Origin of the sequence: Streptomyces sp. NPDC051322, assembly GCF_040689485.1 — a bacterium.
Lineage (GTDB): Bacteria > Actinomycetota > Actinomycetes > Streptomycetales > Streptomycetaceae > Streptomyces.
Window position 1 is genome coordinate 629522 of the sequence record NZ_JBFBAK010000001.1, and the last position, 17116, is coordinate 646637.

The 17116-nt window shown below is 69.9% G+C and carries 18 protein-coding genes; 12 read left to right on the forward strand and 6 right to left on the reverse strand.

Annotated features, from left to right (window positions below; genetic code table 11):
• The first annotated feature begins 33 nt into the window (after nucleotides 1–33).
• Nucleotides 34–294 carry a DUF397 domain-containing protein gene (locus AB0436_RS02925; protein ID WP_366465860.1) on the forward strand — a complete coding sequence of 87 codons (261 nt, stop codon included), beginning with the start codon at nucleotides 34–36 and terminating at the stop codon, nucleotides 292–294.
• Here AB0436_RS02925 and AB0436_RS02930 read toward each other — a convergent pair.
• The 3 genes from AB0436_RS02930 to AB0436_RS02940 form a co-directional block, all read right to left on the reverse strand.
• Nucleotides 180–1064, reverse strand: coding sequence for a nucleotidyl transferase AbiEii/AbiGii toxin family protein (locus tag AB0436_RS02930; RefSeq protein WP_366465862.1), 885 nt, complete (start codon nucleotides 1062–1064; stop codon nucleotides 180–182). The genes AB0436_RS02925 and AB0436_RS02930 overlap by 115 nt on opposite strands.
• Complete coding sequence (locus AB0436_RS02935; protein ID WP_366465864.1) at nucleotides 1061–1660, reverse strand: hypothetical protein; 600 nt, start codon at nucleotides 1658–1660, stop codon at nucleotides 1061–1063. Before AB0436_RS02935 ends, AB0436_RS02930 begins: the two co-directional genes overlap by 4 nt.
• 113 nt (nucleotides 1661–1773) lie before the next feature.
• The gene (locus AB0436_RS02940) at nucleotides 1774–2427 is read right to left on the reverse strand and encodes a pirin family protein (protein ID WP_366466140.1); all 654 of its coding nucleotides are present in this window, start codon (nucleotides 2425–2427) and stop codon (nucleotides 1774–1776) included.
• A gap of 62 nt (nucleotides 2428–2489) precedes the next feature.
• Between AB0436_RS02940 and AB0436_RS02945 the strand changes: the two genes are divergently transcribed.
• From AB0436_RS02945 to fabF, 5 genes are all read left to right on the forward strand, one after another.
• Nucleotides 2490–3689: a helix-turn-helix domain-containing protein gene (locus tag AB0436_RS02945; protein WP_366465865.1), complete on the forward strand. Its 1200-nt coding sequence runs from the start codon at nucleotides 2490–2492 to the stop codon at nucleotides 3687–3689.
• 89 nt (nucleotides 3690–3778) lie between these two features.
• Entirely contained in the window at nucleotides 3779–4717 is a 939-nt protein-coding gene (locus AB0436_RS02950; RefSeq protein WP_366466141.1) for an ACP S-malonyltransferase, read from the forward strand.
• 15 nt (nucleotides 4718–4732) lie between these two features.
• The gene (locus AB0436_RS02955; RefSeq protein WP_366465866.1) at nucleotides 4733–5737 is read left to right on the forward strand and encodes a ketoacyl-ACP synthase III; all 1005 of its coding nucleotides are present in this window, start codon (nucleotides 4733–4735) and stop codon (nucleotides 5735–5737) included.
• 98 nt (nucleotides 5738–5835) lie between these two features.
• Nucleotides 5836–6084 (forward strand): acyl carrier protein, encoded by a 249-nt coding sequence (locus tag AB0436_RS02960; protein WP_266857402.1) that lies wholly within the window; start codon nucleotides 5836–5838, stop codon nucleotides 6082–6084.
• Between the two features lie 105 nt (nucleotides 6085–6189).
• The gene (fabF, locus tag AB0436_RS02965; RefSeq protein ID WP_366465867.1) at nucleotides 6190–7470 is read left to right on the forward strand and encodes a beta-ketoacyl-ACP synthase II; all 1281 of its coding nucleotides are present in this window, start codon (nucleotides 6190–6192) and stop codon (nucleotides 7468–7470) included.
• 86 nt (nucleotides 7471–7556) lie between these two features.
• On the opposite strand, the gene AB0436_RS02970 is transcribed toward fabF, so the two are convergent.
• The gene (locus AB0436_RS02970) at nucleotides 7557–8432 is read right to left on the reverse strand and encodes an NAD(P)-dependent oxidoreductase (protein WP_366465868.1); all 876 of its coding nucleotides are present in this window, start codon (nucleotides 8430–8432) and stop codon (nucleotides 7557–7559) included.
• A gap of 19 nt (nucleotides 8433–8451) precedes the next feature.
• Nucleotides 8452–8946, reverse strand: coding sequence for a DUF3145 domain-containing protein (locus AB0436_RS02975; protein WP_365859007.1), 495 nt, complete (start codon nucleotides 8944–8946; stop codon nucleotides 8452–8454).
• A 337-nt stretch (nucleotides 8947–9283) separates the two neighbouring features.
• On the opposite strand from AB0436_RS02975, the gene AB0436_RS02980 reads away from it, so the two are divergent.
• On the forward strand, nucleotides 9284–10180 hold the full coding sequence (locus tag AB0436_RS02980) for an SGNH/GDSL hydrolase family protein (protein ID WP_366465869.1): 897 nt from the start codon (nucleotides 9284–9286) through the stop codon (nucleotides 10178–10180).
• A gap of 10 nt (nucleotides 10181–10190) precedes the next feature.
• Complete coding sequence (locus AB0436_RS02985) at nucleotides 10191–11168, forward strand: aldose epimerase family protein (protein WP_366465870.1); 978 nt, start codon at nucleotides 10191–10193, stop codon at nucleotides 11166–11168.
• Between the two features lie 37 nt (nucleotides 11169–11205).
• Here the strand turns inward: AB0436_RS02985 and AB0436_RS02990 are convergent, their stop codons facing one another.
• Nucleotides 11206–12000 (reverse strand): EI24 domain-containing protein, encoded by a 795-nt coding sequence (locus AB0436_RS02990; RefSeq protein ID WP_366465871.1) that lies wholly within the window; start codon nucleotides 11998–12000, stop codon nucleotides 11206–11208.
• 142 nt (nucleotides 12001–12142) lie between these two features.
• Here AB0436_RS02990 and AB0436_RS02995 point away from each other — a divergent pair, with 142 nt between their 5' ends.
• From AB0436_RS02995 to AB0436_RS03010, 4 genes are all read left to right on the forward strand, one after another.
• Nucleotides 12143–13357, forward strand: coding sequence for a transposase (locus tag AB0436_RS02995; RefSeq protein WP_366465872.1), 1215 nt, complete (start codon nucleotides 12143–12145; stop codon nucleotides 13355–13357).
• 509 nt (nucleotides 13358–13866) lie between these two features.
• Entirely contained in the window at nucleotides 13867–15024 is a 1158-nt protein-coding gene (locus AB0436_RS03000) for a mandelate racemase/muconate lactonizing enzyme family protein (protein ID WP_366465873.1), read from the forward strand.
• On the forward strand, nucleotides 15021–16037 hold the full coding sequence (locus AB0436_RS03005; RefSeq protein WP_366465874.1) for an alcohol dehydrogenase catalytic domain-containing protein: 1017 nt from the start codon (nucleotides 15021–15023) through the stop codon (nucleotides 16035–16037). The genes AB0436_RS03000 and AB0436_RS03005 overlap by 4 nt, the downstream gene beginning before the upstream one ends.
• Before the next feature lie 91 nt (nucleotides 16038–16128).
• Nucleotides 16129–17112 (forward strand): hypothetical protein, encoded by a 984-nt coding sequence (locus AB0436_RS03010; protein ID WP_366465876.1) that lies wholly within the window; start codon nucleotides 16129–16131, stop codon nucleotides 17110–17112.
• The last annotated feature ends 4 nt before the right edge of the window (nucleotides 17113–17116 follow it).

Genomic DNA, 17116 nt, shown 5'->3' on the forward strand with positions numbered 1-17116 from the left:
GGCGGAATGCGCAGGCCGTTACCCTCGGGGGCCATGCGAATCCTTGTGCTTGGCGGCACCTCGTTCGTGGGTCGGGTCCGCGACAGCAAGAACCCGTCCGGACCCGCCCTGATCTTCCGCGCGGACACCTGGCACGCCTCGTGGTCGGCCTCCGGTAAGACCGCAAGCCCACAAGACTGTCAGTTGGGTGGCACATCGGCGAGAGCGGTAGCCCACAGGCTGCGCACCAGCGCGAGCGCAGCGTCGAGTGTCGGCGGGATCTCCGTCGTCAGCTCTCGCGCGAGTTGCGGGTAACTTTCGCGCCACCGGGGCGGAGGGTCCGGCAGGTCAATCGGGACGTCGTGTGTGGCACGTACCGCGAAGACGTGTCGTACGACGTCCACAAGCGCCGCGTCTGCCGACAGGCCGTCTTCGGTCAGCAACACAAGGTCCACCAGGTCCTTGACCCGCGTATTGGCGCGGTCGCCGTAGTCCCGGGTGAAGGCATGCAGCTTTTCCGCGAAGTGCTGGCGGCGGTCGACGGCGACTATCGCCCGCTGCGGAGTGCCCGCGAAACCGAGGGTGTTGGGGAGCGGGAGGCGTTCTGTCCGGGCGATCTCCTCACCTCGATCCACTACATCCACCCGGACCCCCGCGAACACCTTCCCCGCAAGGTGCGCCTCGACGGAGAACCGCCAACCGCCCCGCCCGGCCGTGTCCGCCGCGAGCGGCGCGGGCACGCCGACACGGAAGCGAAAACCGTCCTTGTCCAGATCGACAGCCAGGGCGTCGATCAGCAACTCCCGCACAGCGATACCGTCTGCCTCCGAACCGTCCTCAGGGCACAGCGCCAGGTCCAGGTCTTTCGTGGTACGAGCGAGCCCGGTGAGCCGGAACTCCATCGCTGCGCCGCCCTTGAGAACCCAGCCGCCCGCCGAGTCCTCCGCGAGACGAGCCGCCATACGATCGAAAACAACCAGGCGACGGCGACGGGCCAGGTCGGTACCGGTCTCATCGGCGTCCTGCTTCAGCCGGGCTTCCAGCGCCCGGCGCAGAGCGGTGGCGTCACGGTAGCGGCCGGTCATGACATGGCCTCCAGCGCGCGCTCCACTCCCAGTTCGGCACGTGGGCCCAGCATTTGGGCCGCATGCAGCAGCTTGCGGCGAGTGACGATGCCTTGCTCGAGCGCCTCAGCCACAGCCCCGTCCAGGACGTCTTGGTCGTCACCCTCCGCCGCATACTCAGCGAGGGCGCGCAGCGGCGTGGTCACTCGATAGCCGATTCGATCCTCCACGTCCGCATCCGCGAGGTCCGCACGATGCATGATCACCTCGTCCGACTTCTTCCGGAAGCCCCGTGGGACGGTGAGATGGATACGGGACGGATTTGCCGTGCCGAGGTCGTGTGCGGCAAGGGCGGTGTCATGCGAGACCACCGCTCTCCCTTTGCTCCAGAGGGACCAGCACACCAGCTGTTCGTCTCCCTCATCATGGAGATCGGAGAACTCCCTGAAGCGATAGAGGGCGCGGTCCACCACCAGCCAGTTGCCGCGCCGGACGTGGTAGCGCTGGGCCTGGTAGGAGTACCCGGCGTCCTGGGCCTGAGCGGCGGTGAAGTAGCCGCGCTGGTCGGCGGCGATACGCCAGAGCGCTGCCCGGCTGTCCGTAGAGTCTCTGAGCACCGCTCCAGCATATCCGCATGAAACTAAAAATTTCTTTTAGTTTGGCGTCATACGGTCGCCATGAAACTAAAGTTTTCTTTTACTTTGGCGACGACCCCCCGAGCCCCGCCGTCTCAGTCACCCAGGTCCCACACCAGCACCTCCGCCGCCGAGCCGGCCACCAGCTCCAGCCCCGACGCGTCCGTGATCCGGGCCGAGTCGCCGGGCCCCAAGTCCGTCTTGCCGAGCCGGACTTCGCCGCGTACGACATGGACGTAGACAGCCGCCGCGTCCGGTACGGCCGTCCGCTCGCCGGGGATCAGGCGGCGTAGGTGCAGCAGGGCGCCCGCGGCGCGGATCTCGTAGGGGGTGGCGTCCGCGATGCCGTGGACGATCTCGTACGAGGGGTCGCCGCCCGGCTCCAGCGGGGTGAGCCAGGTCTGGACGAAGACCAGCGGGGCGGTGCCCTCGTTACGCTCCTCGTGGCGGACGCCGCCGGCCGACGAGAGGCGCTGGACGTCTCCGGGGCGGACCAGCGTGGTGTGGCCGGTCGAGTCGCGGTGGGTGAGTTCGCCCTCCACCACCCAGGTGATGATCTCGGTGCGGCTGTGCGGATGCTCGTCGAAGCCCGCGCCGGGCGCGAGCCGCTCCTCGTTGCAGGCGAGGACCGGGCCGAAGCGGAGGTTGTCCGGGTCGTAGAAGGTGCCGAAGGAGAAGGCGTGCCGGGACTCGATACCGGCTTCGGGGGCGCCGCCGCGGTAGCGCTCGCCGGAGCGCCGTACATCCATCACGGGGACCACCGTAGCCCCGGCACACGGGACCGCTCCGCCGATAAGGCAGTCTTGTCCATGTGCCCCAACCCGATTCCGCGCAGCCCTCACCACGTCCCGCACACCCGCACGCCGCCACGCTGAAGCGCCTCGAGCAGGCCTCCGGACGGTTGTCGGCGAACGCCATCGCCCGGATGGACGAGACGCTGCCGTGGTACCGGGCGATGCCGCCGGAGAACCGGTCCTGGATCGGTCTGGTCGCTCAGGCCGGTATCGCGGCGTTCACCGAGTGGTTCCGGCACCCGGAGGCCCCGCAGGCCATTTCCACCGATGTGTTCGGCACCGCGCCCCGGGAGCTGACCCGGGCGATCACCCTGCGGCAGACCGTGGAGATGGTGCGCACCACGATCGAGGTCATGGAGACCGCGATCGAGGAGGTCGCGGCCCCCGGCGACGAGGCCACCCTGCGTGAGGCGCTGCTCGTGTACGCACGGGAGATCGCGTTCGCCACCGCCCAGGTGTACGCGCAGGCCGCCGAGGCCCGCGGCGCCTGGGACGCCCGGCTCGAATCGCTGGTGGTCAACGCCGTGCTGTCCGGCGAGGCCGACGAGGGCGCGGTGTCCCGTGCCGCGGCTCTGGGGTGGAACTCGCCCGACCATGTCTGCGTGATCCTCGGCACCGCGCCCGACGGCGACAGCGAACTCACCGTCGAGGCGATCCGCCGCGCCGCCCGGCACGCCAAGGTGCAGGTACTGACCGGGGTGCTCGGCAATCGGCTGGTCGTCATCGCGGGCGGCAACGACAACCCGCTGCAGGTGGCCAAGGCGCTGATCGGGCCGTACGCGGCCGGCCCGGTGGTCGCCGGACCGATCGTGCCCGATCTGCTGGCCGCGACCCGCTCCGCGCAGGCCGCGGCCGCCGGGCTGAAGGCGGGGTACGCCTGGCAGGACGCGCCACGCCCGGTGCTCGCCGACGATCTGCTGCCGGAGCGCGCCATCGCGTCCGATCCGGCGGCGCGTGAGCAATTGGTGGAGGAGATCTACAGACCGCTGGAGGAGGCGGGCTCGGCTCTCCTGGAGACGCTGAGTGTCTATCTGGAGCAGGCCAGCAGCCTCGAAGGAGCCGCCAGGATGCTCTTCGTGCACCCCAACACCGTGCGCTACCGGCTGCGACGTGTGACAGACGTCACCGGATGGTCACCCTCCGATGTGCGATCGGCGTTTACTCTACGAATCGCGCTGATCCTCGGGCGTCTGGCCGAGCGGGACACGCAGCTCTAAACTTTTGTCCAACACCAACAATTAGCCCGCCGGTTCTTCGTCCTTGTCCCCACGGGCGCTCGGAGCCGTCCACAAGAGAGAGTGTGAGGGTGCTCGTACTCGTCGCTCCCGGCCAAGGCGCTCAGACGCCCGGCTTCCTGACTCCCTGGCTCGAACTCCCCGGTGCCGCCGACCGTATCGCCGCGTGGTCGGACGCCATCGGACTCGACCTCGCCCACTACGGCACGAAGGCTGACGCGGAGGCGATCCGCGATACCGCGGTGGCGCAGCCGCTGCTCGTCGCGGCCGGCCTGCTCTCGGCCTCGGCGCTGGGTGACGCCGCCCCCGGCATCGTCGCCGGACACAGCGTCGGCGAGATCACCGCGGCCGCCTTCGCGGGGGTGCTGGACGACATCGCCGCGCTGCGTTTCGTACGGACCCGCGGGCTCGGCATGGCCGAGGCCGCCGCCGTCACGGAGACCGGCATGGCCGCGCTGCTCGGCGGCGAGCCCGAGGCGATCCTGCCGCATCTGGAGCGTCTCGGTCTGACGCCGGCGAATGTGAACGGCGCGGGGCAGATCGTGGCCGCCGGCACCGCGGAGCAGCTCGCCGCGCTGGCCGACGACAAGCCGGAGGGCGTACGCCGGGTCGTCCCGCTGCAGGTCGCCGGAGCCTTCCACACGCACCACATGTCCCCGGCCGTCGCCGAGCTCGGCAAGGCCGCGCAGGACCTGGTCATCTCCGAACCGGTGGTGCCGTACGTCTCGAACGCCGACGGTCAGGTGGTCGGCACCGGCGCCGACATCGTGGCCCGACTGGTCAACCAGGTCTCCAATCCGGTCCGTTGGGACCTGTGCATGGAGACCTTCAAGGAGCTGGGCGCCACCTCGCTCATCGAGGTCTGCCCCGGCGGGACCCTGGTGGGTCTCGCCAAGCGAGCCCTGCCGGGCGTCCGCACGCTGGCGCTGAAGACCCCCGACGACATCGAAGCGGCCCGCACGCTCATCGCCGAGACCCAATCACCTGCCGCTGACGCGGCAGGGGCCTAAGGAGCCCGAGAGAGCATGGCGAAGATCAAGCCCAGCCAGGGCTCCCCGTACGCACGCATCATGGGCGTGGGCGGTTACCGGCCGGTCCGGGTGGTGCCCAACGAGGTGATCCTGGAGACCATCGACTCGTCCGACGAGTGGATCCGCTCGCGTTCCGGCATCGCGACCCGCCACTGGGCCTCCGACGAGGAGACCGTGGCCGCGATGTCGATCGAGGCATCCGGCAAGGCGATCGCCGATGCCGGGATCAGCCCCGACCAGATCGGCGCGGTCGTGGTCTCGACCGTCTCGCACTTCAAGCAGACCCCGGCCATCGCCACCGAGATCGCCCACAAGGTCGGCGCGGGCAAGGCGGCCGCCTTCGACATCTCGGCGGGCTGCGCGGGCTTCGGTTACGGTCTGACGCTCGCCAAGGGCATGGTCGTCGAGGGTTCGGCGGAGTACGTACTCGTCATCGGCGTCGAGCGGCTGAGCGACCTCACCGACCTGGAGGACCGCGCGACGGCTTTCCTGTTCGGTGACGGCGCGGGCGCCGTCGTGGTCGGTCCCTCCCGCGAGCCGCACATAGGGCCCACGGTATGGGGATCCGAGGGCGACAAAGCCGAAACGATCAAGCAGACCACCTCGTGGTCGGAGTACCGGGGCGGCAACGGCCCGGCCAAGTTCCCCGCGATCACCCAGGAAGGCCAAGCGGTGTTCCGCTGGGCCGTGTTCGAGATGGCGAAGGTCGCCCAGCAGGCGCTGGACGCGGCCGGGATCAGCGCGGACGACCTGGACGTCTTCATCCCGCACCAGGCCAACATGCGGATCATCGACTCGATGGTGAAGACTCTCAAGCTGCCGGAGCACGTCACGGTCGCCCGCGACGTCGAGACCACCGGCAACACGTCCGCGGCCTCGATCCCGCTCGCGATGGAACGGCTCCTGGCGACCGGTCAGGCCAAGAGCGGGGACACCGCGCTCGTCATCGGCTTCGGGGCGGGTCTCGTCTACGCCGCGACGGTCGTTACCCTCCCCTAGGGCATACCGTCCTCCAGGGCATTCCGGAGCAATCCGGTTCGTTCGAACACCCCCAGATGTCACCGAGACACTCTGCTACACATCGAAGGAGCGCCATCATGGCCGCCACGCAGGAAGAGATCGTCACCGGTCTCGCCGAGATCGTCAACGAGATCGCCGGTATCCCGGTCGAGGACGTCCAGCTGGACAAGTCCTTCACCGACGACCTGGACGTCGACTCGCTGTCCATGGTCGAGGTCGTCGTCGCCGCCGAAGAGCGCTTCGACGTCAAGATCCCCGACGACGACGTCAAGAACCTCAAGACGGTCGGCGATGCTGCCGACTACATCTCGAAGCACCAGGCCTGACCCAGGCCGCGCGGCTGACACGCCACCCGGCGGTGGCGCCGTGATGCGGAGGGACCGGCTCGCCGGTCCCTCTCAGATCCCTCTACACGTGGAGAAGAAATTCCAGTGAGCCCGACCAATCGCACCGTGGTCGTCACCGGTATCGGCGCAACCACACCGCTGGGTGGCGACAGCGCATCGACCTGGGACGGACTGCTCGCAGGCCGTTCCGGCGTCAAGCCCCTCACCGAAGAGCGTTTTGCCGACCTGCCGGTCCGCATCGCCGCCCCGGTGGCCGTCGACCCGAGCGAGGTCCTGGCCCGTCCGCTCGCCCGCAAGCTGGACCGCTCGGCCCAGTTCGCGGTCATCGCGGCCCGCGAGGCGTGGGCCGACGCGGGGTTCACCGAGAAGGCCGGCGAGGACACCGGCCCCGACGGCACCCCGGTGATCCAGCCCAACCGGCTGGGCACCGTCATTGCTTCCGGCATCGGCGGCATCACCACCCTGCTCGACCAGTACGACGTGCTCAAGGAGAAGGGCGTACGCCGCGTCTCCCCGCACACCGTCCCCATGCTGATGCCCAACGGCCCGTCGGCCAACGTCGGCCTCGAGCTCGGCGCGCAGGCCGGCGTGCACGCGCTGGTCAGCGCATGCGCGTCGGGGGCCGAGGCGGTCGGGTACGCGGTCGAGATGATCCGCTCCGGCCGCGCCGACATCGTCGTCGCCGGCGGCACCGAGGCGACCATTCACCCGCTGCCGATCGCCGCCTTCGCCAACATGATGGCGATGTCCAAGAACAACGACCACCCGGAGCAGGCCTCCCGCCCGTACGACACCGGCCGTGACGGCTTCGTGCTCGGTGAGGGCGCGGGGATCGTGGTCCTGGAGTCGGCCGAGCACGCCGCCGCGCGCGGTGCGAAGGTCTACTGCGAGGTGGTGGGGCAGGGTCTGTCGTCGGACGCCCATCACATCGCCCAGCCCGAGCCGACCGGGCGCGGCATCGCAGCGGCGCTGCGGCACCTGCTCGAGTCGACCGATCTCAAGCCGGCCGAGGTCGTGCACCTCAACGCGCACGCGACGTCCACGCCGCAGGGCGACGTCGCCGAGATCAAGGCGCTCCGTCAGGTGTTCGGCGACGCTCTCGACGGTGTCGCGGTCTCCGCGACGAAGTCGATGACCGGGCATCTGCTCGGTGGCGCCGGCGGTATCGAGACCGTCGCGACGGTGCTTGCGCTGCATCACCGGACGGCTCCGCCCACCATCAACGTCGATGAGCTCGACGGGGAGGTCGACGCGGACGTCGTGCGGGACAAGCCGCGGGCGCTGCCGGAGGGGCCGATCGCGGCCGTCAACAACTCGTTCGGTTTCGGTGGGCACAACGTGGTGCTTGCGTTCCGGTCGGTCTGACCGCGGGGTGGGCACGGGGCTCCGCCCCGGACCCCGCTCCGCAAACGCCGGAGGGGCTTGATTCTGCCCCTCCGGCGTTTTGTTCGTCAGGCCTCGAAGCTGGCGAAGTAGGACGCTGCCATGTCATCGTTTCCGTGGCCCAGGCTCTCCGCCCGCCGGAACCGGTCGCCGCCGGCCGCCGCCACGTCCAGGCGGACGCCGGCCGCGCGGCCGGCCTCGACGATCAGGCGGGCGTCCTTGGCGGCGGTGGTGACCGAGAAGCTCGGGGTGTAGTTCTCGGTGAGGATCGCGTCGGCCTTCAGGTGCAGGTAGCCGCAGTCCAGGGAGCCGCCGCTCACCGCGTCCAGGAAGAGCGCGGGCTCGACGCCCAGGCCGGCTGCCAGCGCCAGGGCCTCGGCGGTGCCGTGGGTCAGGGTGAGGACCCAGCTGTTGCAGACCAGCTTGAGCCGGGTGGCCGCTCCGGTGGCGCCGTCGTCGCCGACCCAGACCGTCTTGCTGCCGACCGCTTCGAGGACCGGGGCCACCACGTCGCGTACCGATTCGGGGCCGGCGGCCAGCATGGTCAGTTGCCCTTTTTCCGCGGGGGCCTTGGTGCCCAGGACCGGGGCGTCCACGAAGACCAGGCCGTGCGTGCGGGCCAGACCGGCCAGCGGGGTGATGGCCTCGGTGCCGGCGGTGGTGCACTGGAGCCAGACCGCGCCGGGGGGCAGCGACGCCAGAGCGTCGTTCATCGTGTCGAGGACCGCGGCACCGTCGTACAGCATGGTGAGGATTACGTCCGCGTCCTCCACCGCCTCGGCGGGCGTGCCGGTGACCCGGGCACCGACCGCGGCCAGCGGCTCGGCCTTGGACCGGGTGCGGTTCCAGACCCGTACGTCGAGTCCGGCGTGGCAGAGGTTGCGGGCCATCGCGGCGCCCATGATGCCCGTACCGAGGACAGCTACTGAAGTGTGGTCAGCCATGACTCCACCGTAGGACGGGTCAGACGACTTGGTGCAGCCAGCGCACCGGTGCGCCCTCACCCGCGTACCGGAACGGCTCCAGCTCGTCGTCCCACGGCTTTCCCAGCAGCTTGGCGATCTCTGCCTCGAGGTCGCTCTCGCCGCCCAGCGACCGGGTGAGCGCGGCCCGCAGCCGGTCCTCGGGGACCAGGATGTCGCCGTGGATGCCGGTGACCGCGTGGAAGATGCCGAGTTCCGGTGTGGCGCTGTAGCGCTCGCCCTCCGCGGCGGGGCACGGCTCGGACGTCACCTCGAAGCGCAGCAGGTTCCAGCCGCGCAGCGCCGAGGCGAGTTTCGACGCGGTGCCCGATTCGCCCTTCCAGGAGAACTCCGCTCTCCAGGTGCCGGGTGAGGCGGGCTGTCTGACCCAGTCGAGATTCACCCGCACGCCGAGAACGCCCGCCACCGCCCATTCGATGTGCGGGCACAGCGCGCGCGGCGCGGAGTGCACGTAAAGAACTCCACGTGTCGTCACCGGGACCTCCAGTGCGGTTCGAGGTTCGCTTTCCCCAGCGGCCACTCGCCCGTTCCGCCCCGGGGTGCAACAGTAAACAGCATCGGGGTTAATCTCCTGAAAAGGGACACTATGTGACGGGATGTATTTTTTCGAGAATGCAGGTACTCAGGAGCGTAGGGGCTCCGGGACGTCGGAGCTTCGGAGCTGTGGGTGAGTGAAGTTGTCACTGGTTCAACGGGAAAAAGCTACCGCGCGGCGGCCCCGGAGGTGTGCCGTACTGTCGGTCCGGGGGCCGTTGGACACAGAGCTTTCACTCGGCAGGACACCAGGGTCCGCCACTTGGAGGGGCCGGCGCATGCGGGGAACCGGCCGGAACCGGCGCAGCCGCTCCGCCGTCGCGGGTGCGACGGCGGGGCTGCTCGTCCTGCTCGGCGCGCAGGCCGGCTGTGACGCTTCGGGCGGCGCTGCCGGGGCCGGCCCGCAGTACCGTCACCCGTCTGCCGCACCCACTCCGACCTGGGACACCGGCCCCGATTCGGTGGCTGCGGTGGGTGATTCCATCACCCGCGGTTTCGACGCCTGCACGGTCCTTTCGGACTGTCCCTCGGTGTCCTGGTCGACCGGCAAGGACCCCGCGGTGCGCAGTCTCGCCGTCCGGCTCGGCGCGGACAAGAGCTGGAACGACGCGCGCACCGGGGCCCGAATGGCCGATGTGCCCGGCCAGATCGACGCGGCAGCCGCACATCGGCCCGAATTGGTGACGGTCATGGCAGGCGCCAATGACGCCTGCCGGGACTCGGTTTCGCACATGACACCGGTGGATGAATTCCGAACATCGTTTGAGACGGTGCTGAAACGATTGTTCAGCAGGCTGCCCAGAACCGAGGTGTACGTGTCGAGCGTGCCGGACCTGAAGCGGCTCTGGTCGCAGGGGCGCGGCAACCCGCTGGGCAAGCAGATCTGGAAGCTGGGACTCTGCGCGTCGATGCTGCGGGACGCCGATGCGATGGATCCGGCCGCCGTGCGGCGGCGCGCCACCGTGCTGGACCGGGTCGTCGCCTACAACAAGGTGCTCAAGGACGTCTGCGCCGACTACCGGCACTGCAGGTACGACGGCGGGGCGGTCTTCGACTACCGGTTCACCGGCGGCCAGCTGAGCCACTGGGACTGGTTCCACCCCAGCAAGGACGGCCAGCGGCGGCTGGCGGAGATCGCCTACCGCAATGTCACGGCCGATCGGCCTCCGGCGTAGGGTCACGATCATGAGCAGCGCGCATCCGGAGCCCTTCGGCCGTCTCGCAGACGGCACCCCTGTCCACCGCTGGACCCTGGAGCGGGGTGGCACGCGGGTGCGCGTCCTCACGTACGGCGGAATCGTGCAGTCGGTGGAGGTGCCCGACCGTGCGGGCGTGCCGGCCGGTGTGGCGCTGGGCTTCCCCGACCTGGCCGGTTATCTGGCCTGCCCGGGTCCGTACTTCGGCGCGCTGGTCGGCCGGTACGCGAACCGGATCGCCGGCGGCCGCTTCACCCTCGACGGGCGGACGTATCAGCTGGCCCGCAACAACCCGCCCAACAGCCTGCACGGCGGTGACCGGGGTTTCGACAAGCACGTCTGGGACGCGGAGCCCGTCGGCGCGCACGGGGTGCGGCTCTCCCGCGTCAGCCCGGACGGTGAGGAGGGCTTCCCGGGCCGGCTGTCCGTCTCGGCGACCTACAGCCTGGACGACAGCGGGGCTCTGCGGATCGCCTACGAGGCGACCACCGACGCCCCGACCGTCGTCAACCTGACCAACCACACGTACTGGAACCTGGCCGGTGTCGGCTCCGGCAGCGCGGCCGGCCACGAGCTGCGGATCAGCGCTTCGCGGCTGACGCCGGTGGACGACGACCTCATCCCGACCGGGGAGTTCGCCCCCGTCGCCGGTACTCGCTTCGACTTCCGCGAGCCGCGGAAGGTGGGTACGGGGTACGACCACAACTTCGTACTCGACGGGCCGGACGCGGCCGAGTTGCATGACCCCGGCTCGGGCCGGGTGCTGACCGTCACCACCACCGAGCCGGGGGTCCAGCTGTACACCGGCGACCATCTCGGCGATGGGCCGTTCGGGCCCGGTGACGGTGTCGCGCTGGAGACGCAGAACTTTCCGGACGCGCCCAATCGGGCGGCGTTTCCGAGTGCGGTGGTGCGGGCGGGGGGCGGTTATGCGTCGGAGACGGTGTACGGGTTCGCGGTGCGGTAGCGGGTGGTTTTCGGGGCTCTGCCCCGGACCCCGCGCCTCAAGCGCCGGAGGGGCTTGATTGCGCGCTCGCTTCAGGTTCCTGGGAGGACACCACAGACTCGCCCAGTAGTTCGCGGGACATGAGGGTCGCGCCGGCCACCGCGCCCGGCATGAGGAAGATGGCGACGACCGGTACGACGAAGGCCAGCGCCAGCGGCACGCCGAAGCCGAGTACCAGCAGTCGGCGGCCCTTCAGCAGTGCCAGTCGCTCCCGGAACTCGAGGCGGCGGCGCTGCAGCGCCACCGCCGTGAGCTCCTCGGAGAGGAAGAAACCGGTGACGCAGAAACCGATCGCGGGGACGACGGTCTGGCCGACGGCCGGGATGAAGCCCGCCGCGAAGAGCAGGATTCCGTAGCACGTGACCCGCAGCAGGATGCGGAGGCTGTCGCGTGCGGAGATCCACAGTTCCCGCCAGAGCGGCAGGCCCGAGCGGTGGACCTCGCCGCCCTCCGATTCCTCGACCCGTTCGGAGAGCGTCTCGTAGAACGGCTGGCCCACCAGCAGCGTCATCGCTGTGAAGGAGACGACGGCGAGCAGCAGGGCCAGCGCCCAGAGCAGCACGGTCAGGGCGCCGCGGAAGAAGGCCGACCAGGGCGAACTCCAGTCGTCGGCGAAGGGGGTAGCCCACGCGGCCGCGTCGTCCGCCCAGAAGGCGAGCGCGACCAGCGCGGCCACGTAGAGCACCAGGGTGATGAGTCCGGGCAGCAGCCCGAAGCCGTACTGCCTGCCGTGCCGGCCGACCCAGCGCTGGCCCTGCACCAGATAACCGAAGCCCGCCCCGAGATCCCCCATGCGCCTATCTTCGCAGGGAATCCCGGTGTCCACGCTGGGCGGGAATGCCATCCCTGGTCGCGAGGCACGGGTCGTCTCGAATCGCCGTGTTGTCAGTGGCCCGCATTAGGGTGGTCACAGCGATCTGAGGGGGTGAGCTGGGTTGATCCGTGCGTACAAGTTTCTGTTACGGCCCACCGTGGCCCAGACGATCGCGCTCGGTGAGATGCTGCGGGATCACTGCTCGCTGTACAACGGGGCGTTGCAGGAACGCCGGGATGCCTACCGGCACCCTTCGAAGACCACCCTGCGGTACAGGGAGCAGTCCGCTCAACTGAGGGAGATCCGGGCGTTCGACCCGGAACGCCAGGGCCGGTGGTCGTTCTCCTCTCAGCAGTCCACACTGCGTCGCCTGGACAAGGCGTTCGCCGCGTTCTTCCGCCGGGTCAAAGCCGGTGAAACCCCTGGCTATCCGCGGTTTCGCGGGGTGAGCTGGTTCGACACGGTCGAGTTCCCCAAGGACGGGGACGGCTGCCGGTTCATCAGCACACCCCACGACCCGGTCATTCGGGTCCGGCTCCAGGGTGTCGGGCACATCAAGGTCAACCAGCACCGCCCGGTCGTTGGCAAGATCAAGACCGTGAGTGTCAAGCGCGAAGGCCGCAAGTGGTTCGTGGTGCTGAGCGTCGAGCAGGAACAGCCGGAGCCGCTGCCCCCGACCGGGTCCGTGGTCGGTATCGACCTGGGCATCACCCATTTCCTCACCGACTCCAACGGCCACCACATCCTCAATCCCCGCCACGCCCGCACGGCCGCCGCCAGGCTGGACACCGCGCAGCGGGCCCTGTCCCGGTTCCCCCGGTGTAAGGCCAACGACCGCACCCGGAACCACCAGCGGGCGGTGGACAAGGTCGGCGTCCTGCACGGCAGGGTGCGCCGTCAGCGCCTCGACCACGCCCACAAGACCGCACTTGATCTGGTCCGCCAGCACGACCTGATCGCGCACGAAGACCTGAAGGTCCGCAACATGAGCCGGGCCCCCGCACCGAAGCCCGACCCCGAGAAGGCGGGTGCGTTCCTGCCCAACGGGGCCGCCGCGAAGGCCGGACTCAATCGGTCGATCCATGATGCCGGGTGGGGGGTGTTCCTGAGCATCCTGCACGCCAAGGCTGAAAGCGCCGGACGGGAAGTGATCGCCGTGGACCCCCGCAATACCTCCCGCAGGTGCCCCGCATGCGGGCACACCGCGAAGGAGAACCGGCCCACCCAGGAAAAGTTCCACTGCGGCGCCTGCGGCCACACCGCACACGCCGACACCGTCGGAGCCACCAACGTTCTACGGGCCGGGCTGGTCCGTCGCAACGCCAACACGGCATAGCGAGAAGCCCCCGGCTTCAGCCGGGGGAGGAGTCACGAAGCTGCGGTTGTTGACAACAACAACGAGTTCGGCCTGGGCCCTCTTCGAATGCCCACTGCTGGGCGGCGGGGCCGGGGAGCGCTGCGGAGGTGGCGGCCGCCGGGGGACGCTCGCGGCGCGGGCGCTGCCGAGCGCGTAGGCGAACGGCGCGGCGCTCGCCGCGGCGATGAGCGTGCGACGGCTGATGTGCGTCATGGACTGGCGCTCCTCGAGCTCGATGGGCATGTTCCCGGATCGTTCGATACTTCGGACACTCTTCGATATTTCGACCGGTGGGAGCATGCCGCCTTGCACGCCACCCCGTCAACACCCGCAACACGCCCACGACAAGTCGTCGAAATCGGGGTGGACAGAGGCATTGACGTTGAATGCATCACGCGATTACGGTCACGCCAGGATTTCGAACGTAAGCCGAGATATCGAACGCCGACATACCGAACAACCACGGACAACCCCCGGGGGCACCTGCCTTGCGAATCACCGGAATCACCACCCACGTCGTCGGGACGCCCTGGCGCAACCTGACCCATGTCCAGGTCCACACCGACGAAGGCCTCACCGGTGTCGGTGAGACCCGCATGCTCGGGCACACCGACGCACTGATCGGCTACCTGCGCGAGGCCGAGGTCAACCACATCGCGGGCTCCAACCCGTTCGCGGTGGAGGACCTGGTCAAGCGGATGAAGTACGGCGACTACGGGCGGGCCGGCGAGATCGTCATGTCCGGCATCGCCGTCGTCGAGATGGCCTGCTGGGACATCAAGGGCAAGGCCCTCGGCGTCCCGGTCTGGCAGCTGCTCGGCGGCAAGGTCACCGACCGGGTCAAGGCGTATGCGAACGGCTGGTACACCACCGAGCGCACGCCCGAGGCCTACCACAAGGCGGCCCGCGCGGTGATGGAGCGCGGCTACCGCGCCCTGAAGATCGACCCGTTCGGCACCGGGCACTTCGAGCTGGACCAGCAACAGACGAACTACTCGATCTCGCTGATCGAGGCGGTGCGCGACGCGATCGGCCCCGACTCCGAGCTGATGCTGGAGATGCACGGCCGGTTCTCGCCGTCCACCGCGGTGCGCCTGGCCCGCGAGCTCGCCCCCTTCAAGCCCGCCTGGCTGGAGGAGCCGGTGCCGCCGGAAAACCTCAAGGCGCTGCAGAAGGTCGCCGCCAAGGTGGACACTCCGCTGGCGACCGGCGAGCGCATTCACGACCGCATCGAGTTCCGTGAGCTCTTCGAGTCGCAGGCCGTCGACATCATCCAGCCGGATGTGGGCCACATCGGCGGCATCCTGGAGACCAGGAAGCTCGCCGCGACCGCCGAGACGCACTACATGCTGGTCGCCCCGCACAACGTGGGCGGGCCGGTGCTGACCGCGGCCAGCCTGCAAGTGGCGGGCTGCACCCCGAACTTCAAGATCCTCGAGCACTTCAACGACTTCGCCGACGCGGAAATCAAGAAGGTCGTGAAGGGCGCGCCGCAGGTGGTGGACGGCTACTTCGAGCTGTCGCACGAACCGGGCCTCGGCGTCGAGCTCGATGTGGACGCGGCCGCCGAATTCCCCCAGCAGCAGGCCCGGTTCGACCTGTGGGCGGACGGCTGGGAGAAGCGCGCCCCCAAGGCCACCGAGTGAGCGCGAGCCGCGCCGTCGTCGTCGACGCTCCGGGGGCGCACCGCCTGGTCAGCGGTCCGCCTCCGGAGCCGGGACCCGGCGAGGTGCTCGTCCGGGTCGCCGCGGCCGGCATCTGCATGAGCGACCGTGAGGTGTACGACGGCCACCGCGACCCCGGGTACGTCCGCTACCCCGTCGTCCCCGGCCACGAGTGGGCCGGGACCATCGAGGCGGTCGGTGCCGAGGTGGACTCCTCCCTGGTAGGACGCTCCACCGTCGCCGAGGGCTTCCGGTTCTGCGGGACCTGCGAGCGGTGCCGGAACGGCGAGACCTCGCTGTGCGTCGCCGGATACGCGGAGACCGGTTTCACCTGCCCCGGCGCCTTCGCCGACCATCTGGTCGTGCCGGCCCGGCTTTTGCACCTGCTGGCCGACGGCGCGGACCTGCGGGCCGCGGCGTTGCTGGAGCCGGCGGCCGTGGTGGCCGCGGCGGTGCGCGCCGCACGCCCCGAGCCCGGCGAGCGGATCGCCGTGGTCGGTGCGGGCACCCTGGGACTGCTCGCCGCGCAACTGCTCGCCGCCACCTCGCCCGCGGAGCTGACCGTGATCGACCCGCGCGGCGAACGGGCCGCGCAGGCACTGGAGTTCGGCGCCACCGAGGCCCGCACACCGGCCGAGTCGGCGGCGGAACGCGGCCGCTACGACCTGGTCGTCGAGACGGCCGGCGCGCCCGGCACCGCCGCCGACTCCTGCCTGCTGGCGCGGCGCGGCGGCCAGGTGGTGCTCACCGGGATGTTCACCCCGGGAGCCGCCGGTATCGATCCGGTGCATCTGTCGCTGAGCCAGCTCACCGTGCGGAGCATCTTCGGGGCGCCGAGTGCCGCCTGGGCCTTCGCGGTCCGGGCGTTCACCGCGGGGATTCTCGACCCCGGCCCGCTGATCACCCACGAGTTCCCGCTCGAGCGGTATGCCGATGCCGTCGCCCTCGTCGGGGGCGGGGATCCGAAGACGGGGAAGGTGCTGCTGCGGCCATGACACGTACTCCGGGCCGCACCGCCCCACGCCGTTGGATTCGAACCTCGTCCGACATATCGAACGTCTCACCGAGTATGCAAGGAACCTGCCTGTGATCGACGCATCAGCCACCACTCCCCGCCGCCCCGGCGAACAGGCCCTCGCCGCACTCGGCCTCGACGCGCCCGCGCTCCAGCCGGCCGACGCGTCCACCGCGCGCTTCCCCGACGGCGGCAGCTGGCGCACCGAAGTCCCCTCCGTCGAGGGGCCGGAGGCGCTCAATGTCGTACTGAAGGAGTCCTCGCGGCTCGATGTGCCCATCCACCGCATCAGCCAGGGCAGCGGCGTCTGGATGCTCTCGGACACCGAGATCACCGACATGGTCGGGGCCTGCGCCGAGCGCGACATCGAACTGTGCCTGTTCACCGGCCCGCGCGGCACCTGGGACATCGGTGCGTCCACCCGTACGGACTCCGGCGGCGGCGGGCTGCGCGCCCGCGGGCACGACGCGCTGGCGGGTTCGCTGGAGGACGCGGTGCGCGCCACCGAGCTGGGCGTGAAGTGCCTGCTGGTCGCGGACGAAGGGGTGCTCTGGTCGCTGCACCGGCTGCGCGCCGCCGGGGGCCTCCCGGCCGACACCACCTTCAAGGTCTCGGCGCTCGTCGGCCCGGTCAACCCGGCCTCGTTCGCCGTGTTCGAGCAGCTCGGCGCCGACTCCATCAACATCCCGTCGGACCTCACCCTCGCCCACTTCACCGAGATCCGGCGGGTCTCCGCCGCTCCGATGGACCTCTACATCGAGGCGCCCGACGATCTCGGCGGCTATGTGCGGATGTACGAGGCCGCCGAGCTGATCCGGCGCGGCGCCCCGATCTATCTGAAGTTCGGTCTCTCCAAGTCGCCCGGCATCTACCCGTACGGCGCCCAGTTGCGCGAGCACACGCTCAACACCGCCCGCGAGCGGGTGCGCCGCGGCCGGCTCGCCCTCGATCTGCTCGCCCGGCACGGCGCGGACGGCGGGATGTCCCCGCTCGGTTCCCGGCTGCCCGGCACCCTCAACCGTTTCAGCGTCTCCACCTCCCCCGAGAAGGACTGATGAC

Bases quoted from the DNA above. Each gene is read 5' to 3' on its own strand.
- AB0436_RS02955 (WP_366465866.1), top strand. From the start codon at position 4,733: ATGGCGAAGATCAAGCCCAGCCAGGGCTCCCCGTACGCACGCATCATG.
- AB0436_RS02960 (WP_266857402.1), top strand. From the start codon at position 5,836: ATGGCCGCCACGCAGGAAGAGATCGTCACCGGTCTCGCCGAGATCGTC.
- AB0436_RS02985 (WP_366465870.1), top strand. From the start codon at position 10,191: ATGAGCAGCGCGCATCCGGAGCCCTTCGGCCGTCTCGCAGACGGCACC.
- AB0436_RS02970 (WP_366465868.1), bottom strand. From the start codon at position 8,432: ATGGCTGACCACACTTCAGTAGCTGTCCTCGGTACGGGCATCATGGGC.
- AB0436_RS02990 (WP_366465871.1), bottom strand. From the start codon at position 12,000: ATGGGGGATCTCGGGGCGGGCTTCGGTTATCTGGTGCAGGGCCAGCGC.
- AB0436_RS02925 (WP_366465860.1), top strand. From the start codon at position 34: ATGCGAATCCTTGTGCTTGGCGGCACCTCGTTCGTGGGTCGGGTCCGC.
- AB0436_RS02980 (WP_366465869.1), top strand. From the start codon at position 9,284: ATGCGGGGAACCGGCCGGAACCGGCGCAGCCGCTCCGCCGTCGCGGGT.
- AB0436_RS02940 (WP_366466140.1), bottom strand. From the start codon at position 2,427: ATGGATGTACGGCGCTCCGGCGAGCGCTACCGCGGCGGCGCCCCCGAA.
- AB0436_RS02930 (WP_366465862.1), bottom strand. From the start codon at position 1,064: ATGACCGGCCGCTACCGTGACGCCACCGCTCTGCGCCGGGCGCTGGAA.